The following is a 21,008-nucleotide window of genomic DNA, read 5'->3' as shown; positions in this document are numbered from 1 at the left end:
GACGAGGTAGATAGGTTCGAGGTGGAAGCGCGGCAACGTGTGGAGCTGACGAATACTAATCGGTCGAGGGCTTAACCTATACAATTTAACTCACACTTTACGCAAGTTTCGTATCTAGTTTTCAGGGTGCAAATGAGCACTTTGTCTGTTTGGTGATGATGGCGGAGGGGATCCACACGTTCCCATCTCGAACACGACCGTTAAGCCCTCCAGCGTCGATGGTACTTGAACCGAAGGGTTCTGGGAGAGTAGAACGTTGCCAAGCGAATACCCACTAAGTGGGTTTTTTTTCTCTCGAGTTGATTCAATCAGGGGCCATAGCTCAGCTGGGAGAGCGCCTGCCTTGCAAGCAGGAGGTCAGCGGTTCGATCCCGCTTGGCTCCACCATATTCCCTGATAGCTCAGTTGGTAGAGCACTCGACTGTTAATCGAGTTGTCACAGGTTCGAGTCCTGTTCGGGGAGCCACATTATGGAGAAGTGTCCGAGCTGGCCGAAGGAGCACGATTGGAAATCGTGTAGGCGTCACAAGCGTCTCGAGGGTTCGAATCCCTCCTTCTCCGTACTGCTTTCAGCATTTCGCTTGGCGGCGTAGCTCAGCTGGCTAGAGCGTACGGTTCATACCCGTAAGGTCGGGGGTTCGAGCCCCTCCGCCGCTACTAAGGTTTTATTTTGGAGAGATACCCAAGTGGCTCAAGGGGACCCTCTGCTAAGGGGTTAGACTGCGCAAGCGGTGCGAGGGTTCGAATCCCTCTCTCTCCGTCAGGAATACATACAAGGCCCGTTGGTCAAGGGGTTAAGACACCTCCCTTTCACGGAGGTAACAGGGGTTCGAATCCCCTACGGGTCATAAGGATTCATCAAGCAAAGGAATTTGCGAAGTTGATTCCAATATCCCATGGAGGCTTAGCTCAGCTGGGAGAGCATCTGCCTTACAAGCAGAGGGTCGGCGGTTCGATCCCGTCAGCCTCCACCATCTGTCGACGCGGGGTGGAGCAGCCCGGTAGCTCGTCGGGCTCATAACCCGAAGGCCGCAGGTTCAAATCCTGCCCCCGCAACCAACCTCCTGAAGGTTGAGGCGTTTTATCTAGTGTGGAGCCGTGGTGTAGAGGCCTAACATGCCTGCCTGTCACGCAGGAGACCGCGGGTTCGAATCCCGTCGGCTCCGCCATTTTTTAACCATGAAAGTGCAAGGCTCGGTAGCTCAGTCGGTAGAGCAGAGGACTGAAAATCCTCGTGTCGGCGGTTCGATTCCGTCCCGAGCCACCATGAACAACCTAGTATGCCGTTGTAGCTCAATCGGTAGAGCAACTGAATCGTAATCAGTAGGTTGGGGGTTCAAGTCCTCTCGACGGCACCATTACTTTTCGGAATCCCGATTAAGGTTTAGTTTTGCGGAGGCTTAGTGAAGTGGCTAAACACGACAGACTGTAAATCTGTTCTCTTCGAGTTCGGTGGTTCGAATCCATCAGCCTCCATTGTTTTTAAACAACTTTTTGACGCGGCGGTCGTGGCGAAGGGGTTAACGCACTGGTCTGTGGCTCCAGCATTCGTGGGTTCAAGTCCCATCGATCGCCCCATTTATTTCATCGAATTACATATTGGGGATTAGCCAAGCGGTAAGGCAACGGACTTTGACTCCGTCATGCCTAGGTTCGAATCCTAGATCCCCAGTACTACACCCCACAAAGTGAAGATAAGCTCTGAAGCGAATTCCGATTACTTTGCGGGGACCCCATAATTATAGCTTGAGCCATTAGCTCAGTTGGTAGAGCACCTGACTTTTAATCAGGGTGTCGTAGGTTCGAGTCCTACATGGCTCACCATTTTAGTAACACCATGCGCGTATGGCGGAATTGGCAGACGCACTAGACTTAGGATCTAGCGGGCGACCGTGGGGGTTCAAGTCCCTCTACGCGCATTATGCGGAAGTGGCTCAGGGGTAGAGCATCGCCTTGCCAAGGCGAGGGTCGCGGGTTCGAATCCCGTCTTCCGCTTAGTTTGTTGGCGCTATAGCCAAGTGGTAAGGCAGAGCTCTGCAAAAGCTTTATCCCCAGTTCGAATCTGGGTAGTGCCTTTTTTAAAAAATGAATTATATACGTGTGCCCTTAGCTCAGCCGGATAGAGCGTTTGACTACGAATCAAAAGGTCGGGAGTTCGAATCTCTCAGGGCACGCCACTTAAGCCGGCGTGGCGGAATGGCAGACGCGCTCGACTCAAAATCGAGTGGGAAACCGTGGAGGTTCGAGTCCTCTCGCCGGTATCATATTTATAATCGAGTAGTCCATTAGGGATATAATCTAATGGGCTTTTTTATTTGATATTGAGTACGCCGTTCATCACCTGGGCTATTGATCGAAGTACAGGATTAACTCTGTTGGCAATGAGAGAAGAAAAAGCGACCCATTCATCAAAAAATTTTTGGTTGCAAAAAAGTGCTAAATAGCGCTTTGTTTCCTGTCGCCCAGGAATGGCATACAATAAGGATATGGCTTGTACAAAGAACTAAGCGGGATTGCTATAGTCGGAGTGTAGGGGCTATTTTTTCAATGTATAATGGGGGAGTTGAATGTCACACGTTACCATATTTCAGGCTTTGAACGAAATGCTGCTTCAACTGGAGAGTATATCCTTGAGGCGATGCAGCCCGGATCAGATTCATTCGTCCCAAAGCGCCGCAGTTCACACCATGCTGCTGATTCATCAAGGGAAGGGGCTGCTGCGTATTCGCGACGATACACACCAGGCTTTGCCGGGAAGTGTATTTTTTATTGCGAGAGGGCAGAAGCTGGAAGTAGCAGTGAATGAAGACCAGATGTTGGAGTATTACATGTTGACCTTTGTTGTCATGATCCCTCACAAGATCAATGACAACTGGTCGGTGTACCGTAAAGATTCCGGATCTTTCCCAATAGAGGGCGCTGTGCTGATATCAAATCCAGCTCAGATTACCCAACTGGTTCAGCAGATGCATCAGATTACCGAGGGTACAGGCGGTGAACGAGAATACTTTCAGCAGAAACATTTGTTCTATGAGCTGCTGTACATTCTGGCTAACGAGTTTGACACCCAGGGCGATCATCCGCAGCAGGGGATTGAGCGGACGCTGGATTATCTGAAGGAAAACTACATGAAGCCGATTTCTTTGGAGTCATTGGCGCACATGTCCGGCTTTAGCTCCAGCTATTATTCGCGTTTGTTCAAGAAGAGCAGGGGAATTGGAGTGAAGGAATATATAACCAGCCTGCGGATCAATCGGGCCAAGGAATTGCTTATCCTGTCCCATCTCTCCCTGCAGAACATCGCTCAGAGTGTAGGCTATAACGAAGAATCCTATTTCAGCCGTATGTTCAAAAAAGAAACGGGCTATTCTCCAGCCGCCTATAGCAAAAAATATCGTCAAAAGATTGTAGTTACGCGTTATACCTACAACGGAGATTTACTGGCTTTAGGTGTGATTCCCTATGCTTCTGTCCTGACGGAAGGCAGGATTGGTGGGCCGCATCTGAACAAGCACATGATGGATTCTGTTCCTTTGCATATGTATACGAAGGGGAAGTGGAACGAACTGATAGACCTTCAGCCTCACCTGATTGTCAGTGACAGCCCGGAACTGTCGGCATTGCACCAACGGTTGTTTTACCCTATTGGAAGCTGGAATGGCGGGAACGATTCAATAAAATCGCCTTGGCGCTGGGCAAAGAAAAGGAAGCAAGCCGTTGGTTAGAGCAATATGACTATAAGGCTGCTCAGGCTGGTCAGCGAATCCGCGGACAGATTGGGGAAGGGACTGTGACTGTACTGCGGATTGTGGGCGGGAAGCTGTGCGTTTATGGGATTGGACGCAATATCGGCAGTGTCCTCTATCATGATTTGAAGCTTGAGCCGCCTCATGCAGTCAGCCAAATTCATTGGCGCAAAACCATCTCAACGCAGGAACTGCCCAACTTCGACGGAGACTACATACTGCTTATGACCTCGCCCAGGAAAAAAGATACCCGATTGTACCGCAAGCTGATGGACAGCCCGGAGTGGAGAGAGCTTACAGCCGTGCGGAAACAGCGATGGTTTCAACTGGACTCGTACTATCCTTGGCTGGATTACTCTGCTTTAAGTCATGAAATGATGTTGGAGGAGACAGTGCGATTGTTTGTCCCCTGAATATGTGATAGAACAGGCCGAAGCAATATTGTACAAATAATCGGGCAATATTCTTCATAGATTTATTGGTTTCATCTGTCTATAATCGTGTTGTTATGTGTTGGTGATAATCATTCTCATTCTCGTATTTGGAGGAAATGAAATCGCCAGAATATGTTTACCAATACGGGAGGTTATAGACAGATGCAAATGTTCAACAAGACTTTTACTTGCTCCATTGCTGCCCTCATGCTGAGTGCTGCACTTCTGGCGGGCTGCGCCGAAAAATCCGATTCCACGACCAATGAAGGAAAGGGTGTCACTGGGGCCGCAAACAGCACCGCTCCCTCATCTGCGACTTCGGCAGCAAACGGTTCAGAATTCACAGTGAAACATGTTTGGGGAGAAACGTCAATCAAAGCTGCACCAACAAAAATTGCTGCTCTTGACTACTCCTTCATAGACTTGCTTTCTGTCCTGGATGTTGTGCCGGCGGCAACTGTCGGGATCGGTGAGTCCGGGTTTCCCGATTATCTGAAAGCTACTGTCAAGGCAGATGGAATTACTAATACGGGACAAGCCAAACAGCCCAATCTGGAGGTTCTGAAATCCGTCAAGCCCGATTTAATCATTGCTAATCCTGACCGGCACGAAATGATTAAAGGGCAGTTGGGAGCAATTGCGCCGACGATTGCGCTGGACGATAACAGCTATGAGGAAGTGTTGGAGAACCTGCTTAGCGTTGGCACCCTGTTGGATAAAAAGGAGCAAGCTAAAGCGGTGAAGCAGGAGATTGAAAAGCAGATTCAAGCAGGCAAGGAAAAGTTGAAGGGTGCTCCTACAGTCCTTGTCATTGGTGCTTTTGAGGATGATTCAACAGTTTGGATGAAAGACTCTTTCGTCGGTTCCTTGCTTTCTGCAATTGGAGTCAACTACGCCTTTGACGGGAAAAAGGATTTGTCTGCTGCGGAGAGCAAAACGGACATTGCCAAACTGAGTCTGGAGCGGTTAAGCGAAATCAATCCGGATTACTTGTTTTATTATGGTGATCTTGGTAAATGGCAGTCCAATCCCCTGTACAAAAACCTCAAGGCTGTCAAAGCAAACCAGGCTACTGCGGTAAGCCGCGACCTGTGGTCCAAAGGACGGGGGCCACGTGCGGCACAGCTTATTCTTGAACAAGCTTTGAAAATCACGAGCCCGAGCAACTGATTCCGGGGGGATTACGTATGGATCAGAAAACGGGCATAACAAACCCTCCTCCTTTCCCATTCTTTCTGATTTCCAGCTTGTGGGTTCTGATGCTGCTGGCTGTTGCGATCTCCGTTTTTCTCGGATTGAAAGGACTGAGATGGAGCAGTTTACAGGAGATCGCGAGTATGGATGAGACAGATATACTTGCCTATAAGGTCTGGTTTGTCCGTCTTCCCCGAGCTGTTCTTGCCCTTATTATTGGCGGGGGATTGGCTGTAGCTGGCTGTCTGTTGCAGGGCATTACTCGCAATCCGCTATCAGACCCGGAAGTCATGGGAATTAACCAAAGCGCCTCCTTCTTCGTTGTGCTGGCGCTCGTTCTTTTGGGACAGAAGGATGTTTCGGTTACGATTCTCCTATCTGCTTTTGTCGGTGCAGCCATTGGAGGAAGTATCGTGTACATACTGTCCTTGAGAGGACAATATACCTCAACTCGACTGGTTTTGGCTGGAATTGCCGTTGCATTTTTAATGGGTTCCCTAACGACAGGCTTTCTGATTCTGGACGATGAGAACTTATCCGAAATTTTGTACTGGATGGCAGGGAAATTGTCTGGTGCAACCTGGGCCGATGTGCGAATCGCTTTGCTCTTTATCATCCCAGCAGCTGTCATAGGGCTATTAATTGCCGGGCAGTTTAATATTTTGACACTTGGTGAAGCGACAGCCAGCAGTCTTGGTCAGCAGGTTAGGAAAATCAGGGGACTGGCGTTTGTTCTGAGCGTTGTCATGGTGGGAAGTGCGGTTGCTTTGGCAGGGCCTATCGGCTTCGTAGGTTTGATGGTACCTCACATCGTCAGAAAGCTTGTTGGCGCTGATTATCGAAGAATTATTCCTGTATCTGCTTTGGCAGGAGCTGATCTGTTGTTGCTTGCTGACCTGGGTGGACAGTGGGTGCTGTATCCGGCAGATATTCCCGTGGGAATTATTACTGCGCTGTTGGGAACGCCGTTCTTCCTGTATGTGATGCGCCGGAAGACAGGGTGGCGGTCATGATGCGGAAGGGCAAGCATCGCTGGATATGGATAATGAGCTTTAGCGCCGTTCTCCTTCTTATTATGATTTTTTTTAGCTTGCATCTTGGTGCTGTAAATCTTCCATTTGCCCAAGTTATAGAGGAGATTCGCTTCAAGGAAGGGATTACCTTTGATTACAGGTTGCCGCGGCTGTTGATCGGTATTTGTGTCGGAGTGAACATGGCAGTAGCTGGAGCTATTCTTCAAGGTGTTACCCGCAATCCTCTGGCAGCTCCCGATCTGATCGGCGTAACGGCTGGTGGCGGATTGGCTACTGTGGTGCTGATTCTGGCTGTACCCGCATTCTCGGCTGCTATGCTGCCGCTGTTTGCCTTTGGCGGCTCTATTGCCGCAGGACTTTTGGTGTACGGTTTGGCTTACAAAAACGGACTTATGCCGGAGCGTCTGGCTCTATGTGGAGTAGCAGTCAGCACAGGTATCCAGGCCTTGATTACGTTGTTTATTGTCAAATTTTCTCCGTCTGCTGCGCAGGCGCTGATTTGGCTCAAAGGCAGCTTGTATGCGCGCAGTTGGGAGCATGTGGAGATGATCTGGCCATGGACGGTTATGGGGCTTGTCGCCGCTCTATTCTGTTCGCGTCCTCTTAATGCGCTATTGCTGAGCGAGGAAATTGTACGTGGGCTGGGTATGAGAGTGGAGAGAACGCGGCTCATGCTAATCGCTGTTGCTGTTGTTATGGCAGGCAGCGCTATTGCCGTAGCCGGAACCATTGGCTTTATCGGACTGGTCATTCCTCATTTGGCCCGCCTGTTGGTGGGCTCAAATTTCAGGCTTGTTCTGCCCGTTTCAGCCTTGCTGGGTGCTATTCTCGTAGTAACCGCCGACCTGGTGGGGCGAATCATTATGCCTCCGATAGAGGTTCCGGCAGGCATTGTTACGGCCATACTGGGAACGCCATATTTTCTCTTTTTACTGCTGCGTAAGAAGTAGCGGACAACCTGTCCGATTGATCAGTCTTCCCAACGGCTAAAAATGGTTTCTTTTTCGGTTGTCTCCGAATTATTCAAAAAAACCCGCGAAAATCCCAGATTCTGCAAGTCTTTCGTGGGTTTTATTTTCCTTGTTCTTGACTTAAATTCCGCTCGTGGTATAATATCCAAAGTGACTCAAAATCGAGTGGGAAACCGTGGAGGTTCGAGTCCTCTCACCGGTACTTTCGGGACGTAGCTCAGCTTGGTAGAGCACCTGCTTTGGGAGCAGGGGGTCGCATGTTCAAATCGTGTCGTCCCGATCTTTCAACAAATAAGCATGATCGGCGCAGTCAGTCGGCTGTCCGGGAATGCTTATTTTTTTGTTTTTAGATATAATGACAGTATGAAGAGGAAAAGGAGAGGGCTTCGTGGTTTTCGGCGCACGCGTGTGGAAGACAGGAATTGCGGTAACAATGGCATTATATATCAGCGCTTGGCTGAACTTTACCCCTCCCGTTATCGCGGCGGTAGCGGCTATTTTTGCGATGCAGCCTTCGATCTACCGATCATGGCGCTATTTTTTGGATCAACTGCAAACGAATATTATGGGGGCTGCTCTGGCTCTGCTGGCCGGGATGTTTTTCTCCAACAATATAATTGCAATCGGGATCGTATGTATTCTGGTTATTATCATCTGCCTGAGGATGGGCATGGAGGAAACGATTGGGCTCACTTTGGTTACGGTTGTGGCGGTGATGGACGCTTCGTCCGAGTGGCAGTTTGCCGTCAACCGGTTTATGCTCAGCTTGATCGGAATCGGCTGCGCTTGCCTGATCAACATCCTCTTTTTCCCGCCGAAGCCGAAGGAGCAGTTTGCCGCGCAGATCCATAGCGTTTTCAACAAACTTTCGCTGCTGCTGCGGACGGTTATCTCCGATGAAATGAAGGAGAACGTATTTCGCAACGAAAAAGACAGTTTGCAGGGGGCTGTGCAGTCGCTGGCGAATAAATACAAGCTTATGGAAGAGGAAGTTAAAAAGCTTAAGCGCGCCGGTTTCAGCCGCATTCGCCAATTAGTCATCTACAAGCAAATGCTGCGCGCCATTTACAAAGGATTTGAGGTTTTGGACGCCGTGGAGGAGCATTATTTTCAGGCGGCGCGCACACCGCAAACCGATGCGTTTTTTGACGGCCATCTGGAGAAGTTGATCAAATTCCACGAGCACGTGCTGCTGAAGTTCGATGATAAACTGAAGGCGGACAGCTCCGAAGGGCTGGAGATGGAGGCGGAGAGCGAACGTTTTATGTCGACGATCATCGAGCAGTTTTCCGAAGGGCCGGGAGGTATGCTGCGGCATTCGGTCGTGGCGGCCGCCATGTACGATTACGGCCATCAGGTAGCGCGGCTGGACAAGCTTGTGGAACATTACCATCGCGGAGATACGGACGAGAAGGAACCGATCGATGCGCTGCTGAAAAGCATAAAATTGAAGTAGCAAAATGAGGAGCCGTTGTCCCCGAAAAGGGGCAGCGGTTTTTTGCGCCCGTATGGAAAAACTTGGTTAATCATATGGTATAAAGCACATTTTGTTAATAAATCGCCATTTTTTAACCGATATAACAAAAAAGGATTCTGAAGGTGGTTTTTCCATATATTTTATAAAAAACTCTACACATTATTTTACGGGAGATGGTGGAAGCATCATGGATGAGAAAACAGTAACTACGGCAGCTTCATTGCAATTACGCAAGCTGGGCAACTCGGATTTAAAGCTGTCACCGCTGGGGCTTGGATGCTGGCAGTTCAGCAACGGAAAAGGGCTCGTCGGGAAATTCTGGCCGGCGCTGCGGAGAGAGGATATAAGGCAAATTGTTCAGACCAGCTTGGAAGGTGGAATTAATTGGTTCGATACTGCTGAAGCGTACGGTGGCGGACAGTCTGAGCAGCTACTTGCCGGCACGCTGAATGAGATTGGCGGAACGCTCGCGGCACAGGCGAATATCGCTACGAAATGGTGGCCGGCTTTTCGCACCGCAGGCAGCATCACGGCAACGATTGATGAACGTATCCGCCAGTTGGATCACCGGACGATTCACCTTTATCAGGTGCATTCTCCTTACTCCTTTGCTTCGGTTGCCGCCATGATGAATTCTATGGCTAGTTTAGTCGAGCAAGGGAAGATTAAATATGTGGGTGTAAGCAACTTTTCCGCGCAACAAATGCGCGAGGCCGATCGCGTGCTGCGCGAGCATGGCCTTCGTTTAGTTTCGAATCAAGTGAAATATAGCCTGCTCGACCGGAGAATTGAACAGAACGGAATTTTGGATACGGCTAAAGAACTCGGCGTGGCGATCATCGCCTACTCCCCATTAATGCAAGGGATCTTAAGCGGCAAATTTCACAAAAATCCATCCTTGGTCAAGTCGATCACGGGTCCGCGCAAGTGGACAGCGGCATTCCGGGAGTCGGGCTTGCAGAAATCAAAGCCGCTGATTGAAACGTTGGAACAGTTGGCTCAACAATATAACGCAACGCCAACGCAGATTGCCTTGAATTGGTTGATTAATGCCCACGGAGAGAACGTATTTGCGATACCTGGGGCTTCAAAAGTAACTCATGCCGAGGAAAATGTGAAGGCGATGCAGTTTACCTTGACAGCCGGAGAGATTGAGATGGTCAGCAGCATTTCCAACCAAGTGCTGAGATCGAAGTAATTGTGACCAATATACTTATCATGAATTTTATTAAAAACTTAGAATTTATTGACAAAATTCGATATTTTTTAGATAATACAATTAATTCCATAGGTATATCGATCTAAGAACAGCGAACTAAGCGGATCGCGGATTCATCATGCTAACGGAATTAAGCCGCTAAAGTTGTGCAGAAGTCTCGGCGAATACCGGAAGGCTGTATAAAACTATGGGAGGGGGCCGTTTATGTAAATGGATGAAGCCAAGTTTCTGGTAAGGATGTAAAACAACATACTTATGTTATTTCCCGTTAATCGTAAACACCTCGAAAGTGGTGGACACAAAGCCATGGGTCTAAAGCTGGATAAACAGCCATGATTGCCAGGTTGCCGAAGGAAACTGGGCGAAATTTGTCGTCTGTTCTTCTTAACTATGGGAACAGGCTTTTTTTATTGCAGCGAAAAATCATTCGGAGAACAGGGGGAAACGTTATGGAAACAAGCGTGATAGGTATCGAGGAGTATCCGTTAAGTTCCTATCAGAAAGATATATGGCTCGAGCAAAGTATGCACCCTGGAAAACCTATTTACAACCTTGGCGGGTACATTGAGGTTAAAGGAAAACTGGATACGGCTATCTTTAAGAAGTCCATTCAGTTGTTAATCAGGCAGAATGATTCTCTCAGAACTCGTCTTATTGATAAAAAGGGCGAGCCCTATTTAACAATCCTGCCGGAAATCGACTATGAAGCTCCGTTTCATGATTTTTCGGGGAAGAAAGATCCGAATTCCTTTTGCCTGGATTGGATGAAAAAAGAGTTTTTGAAAATTTTTCAACCGAAGGACAATTATTTTCGATTTGAATTATTACAAGGCGAACCGGGTGTATATTTCATTTTACTTAAAGTTCATCATATGATCATTGATGGATGGGGGTTTGCCCTCCTCATCAGTCAAATGTTTGAAAATTACAATGAATTGGCTCAAGGAATTGGGGAAATGAACAGACCTTCCTATTCCTATACCGATTTTATCTCTGACAACCAGAATTATTTGAATTCTTCAGCCTTTTTGAAGGATAGGAAGTTCTGGCAGAGCAAATATCGAACCGTTCCCGAGCCTTTGCTAAGCAGAGGTTTGAACACGGATGATGATTACGGCGATTCTGTTTGGAGCAATAGGGAAACTTTAACAATAAACAAGGCATTGTACGATCAAATGGTTGAATTTTGTAAGGAGGAAGGTTGTTCGTCGTTCCACTACTTTTTAGGCATACTGTTCCTTTACTTCAGCAGGGTTTGCAATCGAAACGAAATGGTGATCGGCGTCCCGGTTTTTAACCGGGGCAAAGCGCAGTATAAGCAGACCGTGGGACACTTCGCCAATGTGCTGCCGCTTCGGATAAGTCCCGAGCAGGATATAAGCTTCAAAGAACTGATAAAGTTCATCAAGCGTGAGCTTATGCAGTGCTATCGGCATCAGAAAATATCTTTCGGCGAAATTTATCGGGCGGTTTACGAGGATGTCCACGAAAAAGGAAATTTGTTTGATATATCGCTTTCTTTTGAAGAACAGGAAACGAGAGAATCGTTTAACGGCGCAGCGTGCCGGATCGTAAGCATGCCGCATCATCACGAAAGGAATGCGCTTACACTTCTGATATGGGGACAAGAAGGAGAAGCGGATGTAGCCGTAAATTTTGACTATCAGATACAGGTGTTTGAAAAGCTCATCCCTATAGAAAACGTCATCCGCCACTTTGATTATTTATTCACTCAAGTCATGGAACAAAGTGAAACTCCCATTTCGCAGATCGAGGTCGTGCCGGAGGAAGAGAGAGGCGTGCTGCTTGACGGTTTCAATCGGACGAAGACGGAATATCCGAAGGAGCAAACGATCCATGGACTGTTTGAGGAGCGGGCGGAGCAAAGAGCGGAGCATCCGGCATTGGTCTTCGGGCAGCAAACCTTAACCTACCGGGAACTGAACGAACAGGCGAACCGGCTGGCCAAGGTGTTGAGGGGGCGGGGAGTGAAGCCGGACGATATCGTCGCCATCATAGTGGAACGATCTATCGAAATGGTCGTTGGCATCCTGGGAACGCTCAAAGCGGGCGGCGCGTACGTGCCGATAGATCCAAACTATCCGGAGGAACGGATTCGCTATATGCTGGAAGACAGCGGTGCCTCTATACTGCTGACGCAAAAGCATTACCGGGACAAGCTCGACTACCGGGGCCCGATCATGGATTTGGATGGCGAAAGTCTTCAGTGTACAGACCCGGCCGACGGCGCCAATCCGGAGCCTGTTAACAAGCCGCAGGACCTGGCCTATATCATCTATACCTCGGGATCTACCGGGAAACCCAAAGGGGTGATGGTGGAGCACCGGGGAGTGCTCAACCTCCAGCATTTCTTCCTTGAAAAATGGGGAGTGAACGAATCGGACCGGATGCTGCAGTTTGCCAGCAGTTCGTTTGACGCCTCGGTCTGGGAAATGTTCGTGATTTTGCTGGGAGGCGGCACACTTTATCTGATTTCGCGCGATACGATTAACAATCTGAATGAATTTGTACGCTTCATTGACGAAAACCAAATGACAATTGCGCTGCTTCCGCCTACTTATCTGGCGGGGATTGAACCAGGCAGGCTGCCGGCGCTGAAAAAGCTGGTGACGGGCGGATCGGCAATCACGAAAGAGCTGGTCATGCGGTGGAAGGACAGCGTGGCGTATATGAACGCCTATGGACCGAGCGAATCCAGCGTAATTGCAACTGCGTGGATGTACCGGGAAGAGGATATGGGCAATGCGTCGGTACCGATCGGCAAGCCGATTGACAATACCCGGATTTACATTCTGGATCAGAACCAAAAGCTGCTGCCGCTCGGGGCGGCGGGGGAAATGTGCATTGCGGGAGACGGATTGGCCAGGGGTTATCTGCATCGGCCGGAGTTGACGGCGGAGAAGTTTGTGGCGAATCCTTACGAAGCCGGAGAAAAGCTGTACCGCACGGGCGATCTGGCGCGTTGGCTGCCGGACGGGAATATCGAATATTTGGGAAGAATCGACGATCAGGTGAAAATCCGGGGCTTCCGCATTGAGCTGGGGGAGATCGAAACGCAGCTGCTGAAGCATCCGCTTGTCCGGGAGGCGGCAGTAATCGCCAGGGAAGACAAGCAGAGGGAAAAGTATTTGACAGCGTATTTTACAGCAGAAGGAGAACCGGGAGCGGATGAGCTGCGGGAACAACTGATGCAAGCACTGCCCGATTACATGGTGCCGTCCAGCTTCATGCAGCTGGATCGGATGCCGCTGACTCCGAGCGGGAAGATTGACCGAAAGGCATTGCCCGAGCCTGATCCGATTGCGGATGCGGGTGTGGAATATGCGGCGCCGAGAGACAAGATAGAGGAGATATTGGCTAAGATATGGCAAATAGTTCTGAACGTCGAAAGAGTTGGCATTAAGGATAACTTTCTGAATCTGGGCGGCGATTCCATTAAAGCCATTCAGGTTGTGTCCAAGCTTCACGATTATAAGCTAAAGCTGCAATTGAAGGATCTTTTTGATCATCCCGCGATTGAAGAATTGAGTGCTTATGTGAAATCCGTCGAACATGCCGCTTTTCAAGGAACGGTAACAGGTGAAATTATGCCCACTCCTATTCAAAGATGGTTTTTTGAGCAGTCTTTCGCAGCCAAACATCACTTCAATCAGTCGGTTCTGCTGCATCGGAAACAGGGCTTTGACGAAAAGAGGTTAAGAAAAGTGTTCGACCGCTTGGTGGAACACCATGATGCACTGCGTATTGTCGTGAGGGAGAAGGCGGGACGGGTAATTCTGTTCAACCGGGGCACGGAAGGCGAGCTGTACTCGCTGGAGGTCAAGGATTTTACAAGTGATATGCTATATGATAGCTCCGTTAAGGAAGCAGCCGCAAAGCTTCAGTCCGGCATGGATTTAGAACACGGACCTCTGGTGAAAGCGGGCTTGTTTAAAACGAGAGATGGCGACTATCTTTGCGTAAGTATTCACCACCTGGCTGTTGACGGAGTTTCTTGGCGGATTCTTTTCGAGGACATTTCTACGGGATACCGGCAGGCAGAGAGGGAAGATGAAATCACGTTCAGCGAGAAAACGGACTCATTCCTGGCATGGTCCGAGCAGCTTTATGCATATGCCGCAAGCGGCGAGCTTCAGCAAGAAATCACATACTGGCGCGAGCTGGAACAAAATGAGATCAAGCCTATTCCCCAAGATCGTACCGTTCATGACAGAAAATATAAGGATAGCGATCATATAGAAATCGAGCTGGACGAAATCCAGACTGTCAAGCTGCTTAAAGAAGTGAATAAGGCTTACAATACCGAAATCAACGATGTTCTTTTGACGGCGCTGGGAGAGGCTGTTCGGGAATGGACGGGAGAAAACAAGGTACTGGTTAACCTGGAAGGGCACGGACGCGAAGAGATCGTTCAGGATATGGATATCAGCAGAACAGTTGGCTGGTTTACTGCCCAATATCCGGTCATTTTGGATATGGAAGGCGTTAAGGACGTGGCTTCCCGACTTAAAGCCGTCAAAGAAAGCCTGCGACGCATTCCGCAAAAAGGCATCGGCTACGGCATTTTGAAATACCAGACGTTTCTTCGGGATGAGGGAATATTAAGGTTTGATTTGCATCCTGAGATCAGCTTCAACTACCTGGGGCAGTTTGACCGGGATATTGATACCGAGATATTTACCCTTTCGGATGTTCTTACCGATGAAACGGTTTCACCCGGCATGCAAAGACCTTACCGTTTGGACATTAACGGAAGAGTGACCGATGGAAAGCTGCGGCTGAGTTACGCCTATCACAAGCATGAATATGAACAGGCTACGATAATCAGACTGGCGGAAGGCTTTAAACGCAATCTGGAGCAAATTATCGAACATTGCGCATCACGGGAATACACGGAACTGACGGCCAGTGACGTAAGTTCCAAGAGCATTACGATAGCTGAGATCGAAGAGGTATACCGCGCGATGGGGGACTCGGGGCCCAATGTCGCGGATATTTATACACTGACCCCCATGCAGTCGGGAATGTTGTATCACTTCCTCAGGGAGCCAAGCTCGCGCGCATATCATGAACAAGCCGTGCTCAGCCTGAAGGGTGAGATCGATAAAAGTTTATTTGAGCGCGTTTGTCAGCAGATAGTTCAAAGACACGATATTTTGCGGACCGCCTTTGTTTACGACAAGGTCGAAAAACCGGTTCAGGTCGTTTTAAAGAAAAGGCCGGTTGATGTATGTTTCGGAAATATTTCTTTCTTGACGGAGAACGAGAAAGAAAGCTTTTTGGAATCATATTTGGATAAGGATAAGAAGAAGGGCTTTGATCTCACCCGGGACCCGCTCATCAGAGTTTCCTTGATTAAAACGAGTGACGACAGTTACCGGCTGATTTGGAGTTTTCATCATATCATCATGGATGGTTGGTGTCTTGGCATTGTATTTAAAGAGTTTTGGAAAATTTACAGTGCGCTTCATAATGAAAGTACCCCGCAATTAGGAACGGTGTATCCTTACCGTCAATATATCCGGTGGCTGGAACAAAGGGATGACCGGGAGACGGCGGTTTATTGGGAGAACTATCTCACGGAGTACGAACAGTCAGCCACGCTGCCCAAAATCAAAAGCGGTGCGGATAATCCGGGATACTTTCAGGAAGAATACGATTTTACGATAAATGAGGAATTGAAGGCGAGTTTGGAGAGCATCGCAAGAGAAAACGGAGCTACGTTAAGTACGGTGATGCAGGCTGTATGGGGGCTCCTGCTGCAGCGGTACAACAATACCCAAGACGTGGTGTTCGGAACGGTTGTCTCAGGAAGACCGGCGGAAATCCAAGGTGTTGAAGGAATGGTAGGGCTGTTTATCAATACGATTCCTGTCAGAGTCCGGACAGAAAAGGAAGATAGCTTCCCGGTTCTGATTGCCAACATGCAGCGGGAGGCATGGCTATCTGAGCGGCATCACTATTATCCGCTGGCGGAAATTCAGTCGCGGACTGCCCATGGAGGCGGATTGGTGCAAAGCCTGCTGGCCTTTGAAAACTACCCGATGGAGGAGGCCGTCAGAGGACAGAGCGCCCACGGAACGGATTTGAGGATTCTGTCCGCTCAGGTCTCCGAACAGACGAATTTTGATTTTAATTTCATTATTGTGCCCGGGAAAGATTTGCAAATCAAATTCCGCTACAATAGCTTGGCCTATGACAGAAACTTAATAGAGCGGGTAGCCGGGCAGATCAAAATGATTATCCGTGAAATCGTACGTTGTCCGCAGATACGGGTCGAAAAAATCGAGGTCGTGCCGGAGGAAGAGAGAGGCGTGCTGCTTGATGGTTTCAATCGGACGGAGACGGAATATCCGAAGGAGCAAACGATCCATGGGCTGTTTGAGGAACGAGCGGAGCAAAGAGCGGAGCATCCGGCATTGGTCTTCGGGCAGCAAACCCTGACCTACCGGGAACTGAACGAACAGGCGAACCGGCTGGCCAAGGTGTTGAGGGGGCGGGGAGTGAAGCCGGACGATATCGTCGCCATCATAGTGGAACGATCTATCGAAATGGTCGTTGGCATCCTGGGAACGCTCAAAGCGGGCGGCGCGTACGTGCCGATAGATCCAAACTATCCGGAGGAACGGATTCGCTATATGCTGGAAGACAGCGGTGCCTCTATACTGCTGACGCAAAAGCATTACCGGGACAAGCTCGACTACCGGGGCCCGATCATGGATTTGGATGGCGAAAGTCTTCAGTGTACAGACCCGGCCGACGGCGCCAATCCGGAGCCTGTTAACAAGCCGCAGGACCTGGCCTATATCATCTATACCTCGGGATCTACCGGGAAACCCAAAGGGGTGATGGTGGAGCACCGGGGAGTGCTCAACCTCCAGCATTTCTTCCTTGAAAAATGGGGAGTGAACGAATCGGACCGGATGCTGCAGTTTGCCAGCAGTTCGTTTGACGCCTCGGTCTGGGAAATGTTCGTGATTTTGCTGGGAGGCGGCACACTTTATCTGATTTCGCGCGATACGATTAACAATCTGAATGAATTTGTACGCTTCATTGACGAAAACCAAATGACAATTGCGCTGCTTCCGCCTACTTATCTGGCGGGGATTGAACCAGGCAGGCTGCCGGCGCTGAAAAAGCTGGTGACGGGCGGATCGGCAATCACGAAAGAGCTGGTCATGCGGTGGAAGGACAGCGTGGCGTATATGAACGCCTATGGACCGAGCGAATCCAGCGTAATTGCAACTGCGTGGATGTACCGGGAAGAGGATATGGGCAATGCGTCGGTACCGATCGGCAAGCCGATTGACAATACCCGGATTTACATTCTGGATCAGAACCAAAAGCTGCTGCCGCTCGGGGCGGCGGGGGAAATGTGCATTGCGGGAGACGGATTGGCCAGGGGTTATCTGCATCGGCCGGAGTTGACGGCGGAGAAGTTTGTGGTGAATCCTTACGAAGCCGGAGAAAAGCTGTACCGCACGGGCGATCTGGCGCGCTGGCTGCCGGACGGGAATATCGAATATTTGGGCAGAATCGACGATCAGGTGAAAATCCGGGGCTTCCGCATTGAGCTGGGGGAGATCGAAACGCAGCTGCTGAAGCATCCGCTTGTCCGGGAGGCGGCGGTGATCGCCAGGGAAGACAAGCAAAGGGAGAAGTATTTGGCGGCGTATTTTATAGCAGAAGGAGAAACGGGAGCGGATGAGCTGCGGGAACAGCTGGTGCAAGCACTGCCCGATTACATGGTGCCGTCCAGTTTCATGCAGCTGGATCAAATGCCGCTGACTCCGAGCGGAAAGATTGACCGAAAGGCATTGCCGGAGCCCGAATGGCAGGAAAGCGACGACACGGGCAGCAACCCGAGGAATGAAGTTGAGCTGAAAATCCAGAAGGCTTGGCAGGAAATCCTGGGCATGGAGAAGATCGGAATAGATGACCATTTCTTCAGGCTGGGTGGAAATTCGATCAAGGCGATTCAGGTGGTATCGAGGCTGGCGTTCGATTTTGAAGTAGGGATTAACGACATTTTTCAATATCCGACGATTCGGACCTTGGCGGATCACATCAAATACTCCAAAGACAGATTAAAACAATTCGTGTATGCCATGCGGGAAGCGGCAGCTGCCAGAGGAACGGGCGGGTCTGAGGTTGACTGGAAAATGCGCGAGAGCCTTAAAGAATACCGGAAGAAAAATCAGGTATATAAGAACATCAATCTTTCTGAACGGGCCGGCTACCGCAATGTTCTGTTGGCAGGGGGAACCGGGTATTTAGGAATCCATATTTTGTTTCAACTGCTGCAAAATACGGAATATAAAGTTTATGTGCCTGTTCGGGGAACAAGCGACGACGAGGCACTGGAGAGACTGCGGATGAAGCTGAAGTTCCATTTTGGCACCGAGTTTGACGGGCGGAATGGCTGGGAAGACAGAGTGTGCGTGTTTGGCGGAGATTTGACCAAGGATTGTTTCGGACTGAGCCGGGAGCGCTATGAGCAATTGGCCGAAACCATCGATGCGATCATTAATTCGGCGGCGAACGTCAAGCATTTCGGACATTACTCGGAATTTCATGCGGTCAATGTGGAAGGGAACGCAAGACTGATCGAATTTGCCGGCACAGGGAAGAAAAAGACTTACAATTTCGTTTCCACCACCAGCGTGGGCAGCGGCTGGGTAGAAGACCGGAGCAGCATTGTGTTCACGGAATACGATTGCAATGTCGGACAAAGCTCTGATAACTATTACGTGATGACGAAGCTCGAAGCTGAGAAAGAAATTGTAAGAGCAAGGGAAAAAGGGCTTAATTCCAATGTGTTCAGAGTCGGGAACCTCGTTTTTGATTCCATTTCGGGGATATTCCAAGAAAATATCTCGGATAATGCATTTTATTCCTTGATAAAAGCGCTGATCAAACTTGGCCGGGTTCCCGCAATTCAAGATAAAACGATGAACTTCTCCTTTGCGGATGAGGTGGCCAAAGCCGTTGTACTGCTGTTCGACCGGGAAAATCTAAACAATGAAACCTATCATCTGTTTAACAGCCATCAGGTGAGCATGATGTCTTTTGCCAAGCTTTTGAATCAAACGGATGTAAAAGTCCAGCCGATGCCGATGGATGATTTTACAGAATATATGTTCGAAAAATACGATGGAGCGGAGACACAGCAGGAGGTTGCCCGGATTCTTGTCCATTCCAACGTTTTCTTTGAGGGGGCGAGCCAAACGTTGTTCATGACGATGAACAAGAAGACTGACGGTATTTTGCGAGCGCTAGGGTTTGAGTGGTCAAGGCTGGACGGCCAAAAGGTGAAGCTGATGATGGATCATGCCGCAGATGTAGGATTTATGTAAAAATGGCAGGGAAGGAGAAGGAAAAGAGTGGATGCCATTAAACTGGCAAGTACTTACTTTTTTGGAACAGAACATTATATTTCATCCAACAGCATGATCGCAACGGTTACTTTTAAAAGAAGAATCGATGCCGAAACATTGCTTTCCAGCTACCGCTTGCTCATCATGAACAATCCTTTGCTGCAAGCCAAAAGGGTGGAACAGCTCGAAGAGGACACGTTTATATGGGGACGTTTTTCACAGGAAGAGCTGGAGAATTTGCTGGAGGCTGAAAAGAAGCAGCTTGCCAAATATTTTACAGAGGCGGAGGTTCTGAGCCAGTATGCCGCAACTAATTCCAGACTTCCGTTTCGAATTTTCCCTATAAATGAATATTCAATGATATTCGCGATGAACCATGCGCTGGCTAATGGGCTCAGCTTGGTTTTCTGGATCAAGAGATGGCTTGAATATTATTCGGGCGAACCCGAGGCAAAGCCGAAACAAACAACGGCAGAGGGCAACGTCTCCGTCGGCAGGCTGCTGCGTATGAAAAGAAGAGTCGCCGCCTTTTTATGGATGCCGGTTTTTGTTATAGGTTTTATGTTCAGGCTGGGGAAAGCGGGAAGCGCCGGCGAGACCGTCGATTTGAGTTACGGTAAAAAGCCGGAGCAAGGCGGCGGTTATGTCAAAAAATCGTACTGCTTCAGCAAAGAGGAGACCGGTGAGCTTTTACGGCAATGCCGGAGCAAAAAAATGACATTGACCGAATACATTTGCTTCCGAATGACTGATGGACTGCTGCAGCACGATCCCGGGAAGAAGCGCGTGTTTGTCTCCATGCCCATGGATTTGCAGTTTCTGCATAACTATTCGCCGGAGACCATGTGCGGCAATTACGTCGCGAGCCTTCCGATGCAATTTTTCCGGGATAGGAATTTGGACAGACAGGTGAAATCCGCGTTCAAATGGTTTAAAAGAGGGATTCCCTATGCGCTGTCGATCTTTTTTGCTTCGTTTTCCAATTCATATCGGACATATAAACAACAGTGCCTTGAATTGAGCATGAAAACGATGCCTGAAAGATTCCCCCTGTGGAATTTTTCCATTACCTTGTCCAATCTGGGAATTATATCGCATCAAATTATGGAGGAATGGGTGGATACGATCTATTTTTCTATCAAAAACCAGTCGTTGCTGCTCACAACTTCTACGCTTTCGGGACGTTTGATGATGGAAGTCAGTCTGATGGAAAATCTTTACGATTCGGAAGAAGTTTTTGGTCTTTTTGACCGGATCTTATCCGTGGAACATTTGTTGAATGCAGAGCGGATAGAATGAATTCAAAAGTTAAATGACGAATTAGGAGCCGTTTCCCATTGAAGGGGCAAGCGGCTCTTTGTTGTGCCGACACCGCCCAAAGACGCAAAAACGGCTGCTCACGAACGGATATGGCAAAAAGCCGGATTCCAGCATAGCTTGCTCATTTCAGGCTGTTCAGAAACCTGCACGCCGGAGCCGATCGCCTATCTGCCTGGCTGCGTGAAGAAAACCTGCAAAAGTGCAGTTTTTTGCTC

The 21,008-nt window shown here is 49.1% G+C and carries 9 protein-coding genes, 21 tRNA genes, 1 rRNA gene and 1 riboswitch; all 31 genes read left to right on the top strand.

What is annotated here, in order from left to right; genetic code table 11:
• The first annotated feature begins 148 nt into the window (after window positions 1–148).
• The 31 genes from rrf (at window position 149) to AC3G2T_RS22660 (ending at window position 20,772) form a co-directional block, all read left to right on the top strand.
• Window positions 149–265, top strand: a 5S ribosomal RNA gene (rrf, locus tag AC3G2T_RS22810).
• 46 nt (window positions 266–311) lie between these two features.
• Window positions 312–387: transfer RNA gene (locus AC3G2T_RS22805), tRNA-Ala, on the top strand.
• Window positions 388–390: 3 nt separating this feature from the next.
• A tRNA-Asn gene (locus tag AC3G2T_RS22800) sits at window positions 391–466 on the top strand.
• Between the two features lie 6 nt (window positions 467–472).
• Window positions 473–561 (top strand) — tRNA-Ser (locus AC3G2T_RS22795).
• Window positions 562–583: 22 nt separating this feature from the next.
• Window positions 584–657: transfer RNA gene (locus tag AC3G2T_RS22790), tRNA-Met, on the top strand.
• A 15-nt stretch (window positions 658–672) separates the two neighbouring features.
• Window positions 673–760: transfer RNA gene (locus AC3G2T_RS22785), tRNA-Ser, on the top strand.
• A 16-nt stretch (window positions 761–776) separates the two neighbouring features.
• Window positions 777–848, top strand: a tRNA-Glu gene (locus AC3G2T_RS22780).
• A gap of 50 nt (window positions 849–898) precedes the next feature.
• Window positions 899–974, top strand: a tRNA-Val gene (locus AC3G2T_RS22775).
• A gap of 8 nt (window positions 975–982) precedes the next feature.
• A tRNA-Met gene (locus AC3G2T_RS22770) sits at window positions 983–1,059 on the top strand.
• 33 nt (window positions 1,060–1,092) lie between these two features.
• A tRNA-Asp gene (locus tag AC3G2T_RS22765) sits at window positions 1,093–1,169 on the top strand.
• A 22-nt stretch (window positions 1,170–1,191) separates the two neighbouring features.
• Window positions 1,192–1,267, top strand: a tRNA-Phe gene (locus AC3G2T_RS22760).
• A 15-nt stretch (window positions 1,268–1,282) separates the two neighbouring features.
• Window positions 1,283–1,358: transfer RNA gene (locus AC3G2T_RS22755), tRNA-Thr, on the top strand.
• 36 nt (window positions 1,359–1,394) lie between these two features.
• Window positions 1,395–1,476 (top strand) — tRNA-Tyr (locus AC3G2T_RS22750).
• Between the two features lie 26 nt (window positions 1,477–1,502).
• A tRNA-His gene (locus AC3G2T_RS22745) sits at window positions 1,503–1,578 on the top strand.
• Window positions 1,579–1,600: 22 nt separating this feature from the next.
• Window positions 1,601–1,672 (top strand) — tRNA-Gln (locus tag AC3G2T_RS22740).
• Window positions 1,673–1,748: 76 nt separating this feature from the next.
• Window positions 1,749–1,824 (top strand) — tRNA-Lys (locus AC3G2T_RS22735).
• Window positions 1,825–1,839: 15 nt separating this feature from the next.
• Window positions 1,840–1,919: transfer RNA gene (locus AC3G2T_RS22730), tRNA-Leu, on the top strand.
• 4 nt (window positions 1,920–1,923) lie between these two features.
• Window positions 1,924–1,995: transfer RNA gene (locus tag AC3G2T_RS22725), tRNA-Gly, on the top strand.
• A 9-nt stretch (window positions 1,996–2,004) separates the two neighbouring features.
• A tRNA-Cys gene (locus AC3G2T_RS22720) sits at window positions 2,005–2,075 on the top strand.
• 25 nt (window positions 2,076–2,100) lie between these two features.
• Window positions 2,101–2,177, top strand: a tRNA-Arg gene (locus AC3G2T_RS22715).
• A gap of 5 nt (window positions 2,178–2,182) precedes the next feature.
• A tRNA-Leu gene (locus AC3G2T_RS22710) sits at window positions 2,183–2,261 on the top strand.
• A gap of 306 nt (window positions 2,262–2,567) precedes the next feature.
• A complete protein-coding gene (locus AC3G2T_RS22705; protein WP_488437009.1) occupies window positions 2,568–3,725 on the top strand; it encodes a helix-turn-helix domain-containing protein in 1,158 nt (385 codons plus the stop codon).
• On the top strand, window positions 3,620–4,159 hold the full coding sequence (locus AC3G2T_RS22700) for an ABC transporter substrate-binding protein (protein ID WP_488437017.1): 540 nt from the start codon (window positions 3,620–3,622) through the stop codon (window positions 4,157–4,159). Before AC3G2T_RS22705 ends, AC3G2T_RS22700 begins: the two co-directional genes overlap by 106 nt.
• A 183-nt stretch (window positions 4,160–4,342) precedes the next feature.
• The gene (locus AC3G2T_RS22695; protein WP_488437008.1) at window positions 4,343–5,350 is read left to right on the top strand and encodes an ABC transporter substrate-binding protein; all 1,008 of its coding nucleotides are present in this window, start codon (window positions 4,343–4,345) and stop codon (window positions 5,348–5,350) included.
• A 17-nt stretch (window positions 5,351–5,367) separates the two neighbouring features.
• Window positions 5,368–6,387, top strand: a complete 1,020-nt coding sequence (locus AC3G2T_RS22690; protein WP_474687285.1) for a FecCD family ABC transporter permease — start codon at window positions 5,368–5,370, stop codon at window positions 6,385–6,387.
• The gene (locus tag AC3G2T_RS22685) at window positions 6,384–7,358 is read left to right on the top strand and encodes a FecCD family ABC transporter permease (RefSeq protein ID WP_488437007.1); all 975 of its coding nucleotides are present in this window, start codon (window positions 6,384–6,386) and stop codon (window positions 7,356–7,358) included. The genes AC3G2T_RS22690 and AC3G2T_RS22685 overlap by 4 nt, the downstream gene beginning before the upstream one ends.
• Before the next feature lie 227 nt (window positions 7,359–7,585).
• Window positions 7,586–7,659: transfer RNA gene (locus tag AC3G2T_RS22680), tRNA-Pro, on the top strand.
• A gap of 108 nt (window positions 7,660–7,767) precedes the next feature.
• Entirely contained in the window at window positions 7,768–8,835 is a 1,068-nt protein-coding gene (locus AC3G2T_RS22675) for an FUSC family protein (RefSeq protein WP_474687286.1), read from the top strand.
• Between the two features lie 208 nt (window positions 8,836–9,043).
• Entirely contained in the window at window positions 9,044–10,054 is a 1,011-nt protein-coding gene (locus AC3G2T_RS22670) for an aldo/keto reductase (RefSeq protein ID WP_474687293.1), read from the top strand.
• A gap of 284 nt (window positions 10,055–10,338) precedes the next feature.
• Window positions 10,339–10,427, top strand: a riboswitch (cyclic di-GMP riboswitch).
• Between the two features lie 97 nt (window positions 10,428–10,524).
• Window positions 10,525–19,452 (top strand): non-ribosomal peptide synthetase, encoded by an 8,928-nt coding sequence (locus tag AC3G2T_RS22665; RefSeq protein WP_488437006.1) that lies wholly within the window; start codon window positions 10,525–10,527, stop codon window positions 19,450–19,452.
• A 27-nt stretch (window positions 19,453–19,479) separates the two neighbouring features.
• Window positions 19,480–20,772, top strand: a complete 1,293-nt coding sequence (locus tag AC3G2T_RS22660) for a hypothetical protein (RefSeq protein WP_474685781.1) — start codon at window positions 19,480–19,482, stop codon at window positions 20,770–20,772.
• Window positions 20,773–21,008: the final 236 nt, after the last annotated feature.

The organism is Paenibacillus sp. sgz302191 (assembly GCF_057749925.1).
The sequence above is the reverse complement of the archived record's forward strand: the minus strand, read 5'-3'. Positions and strand labels throughout refer to the sequence as shown.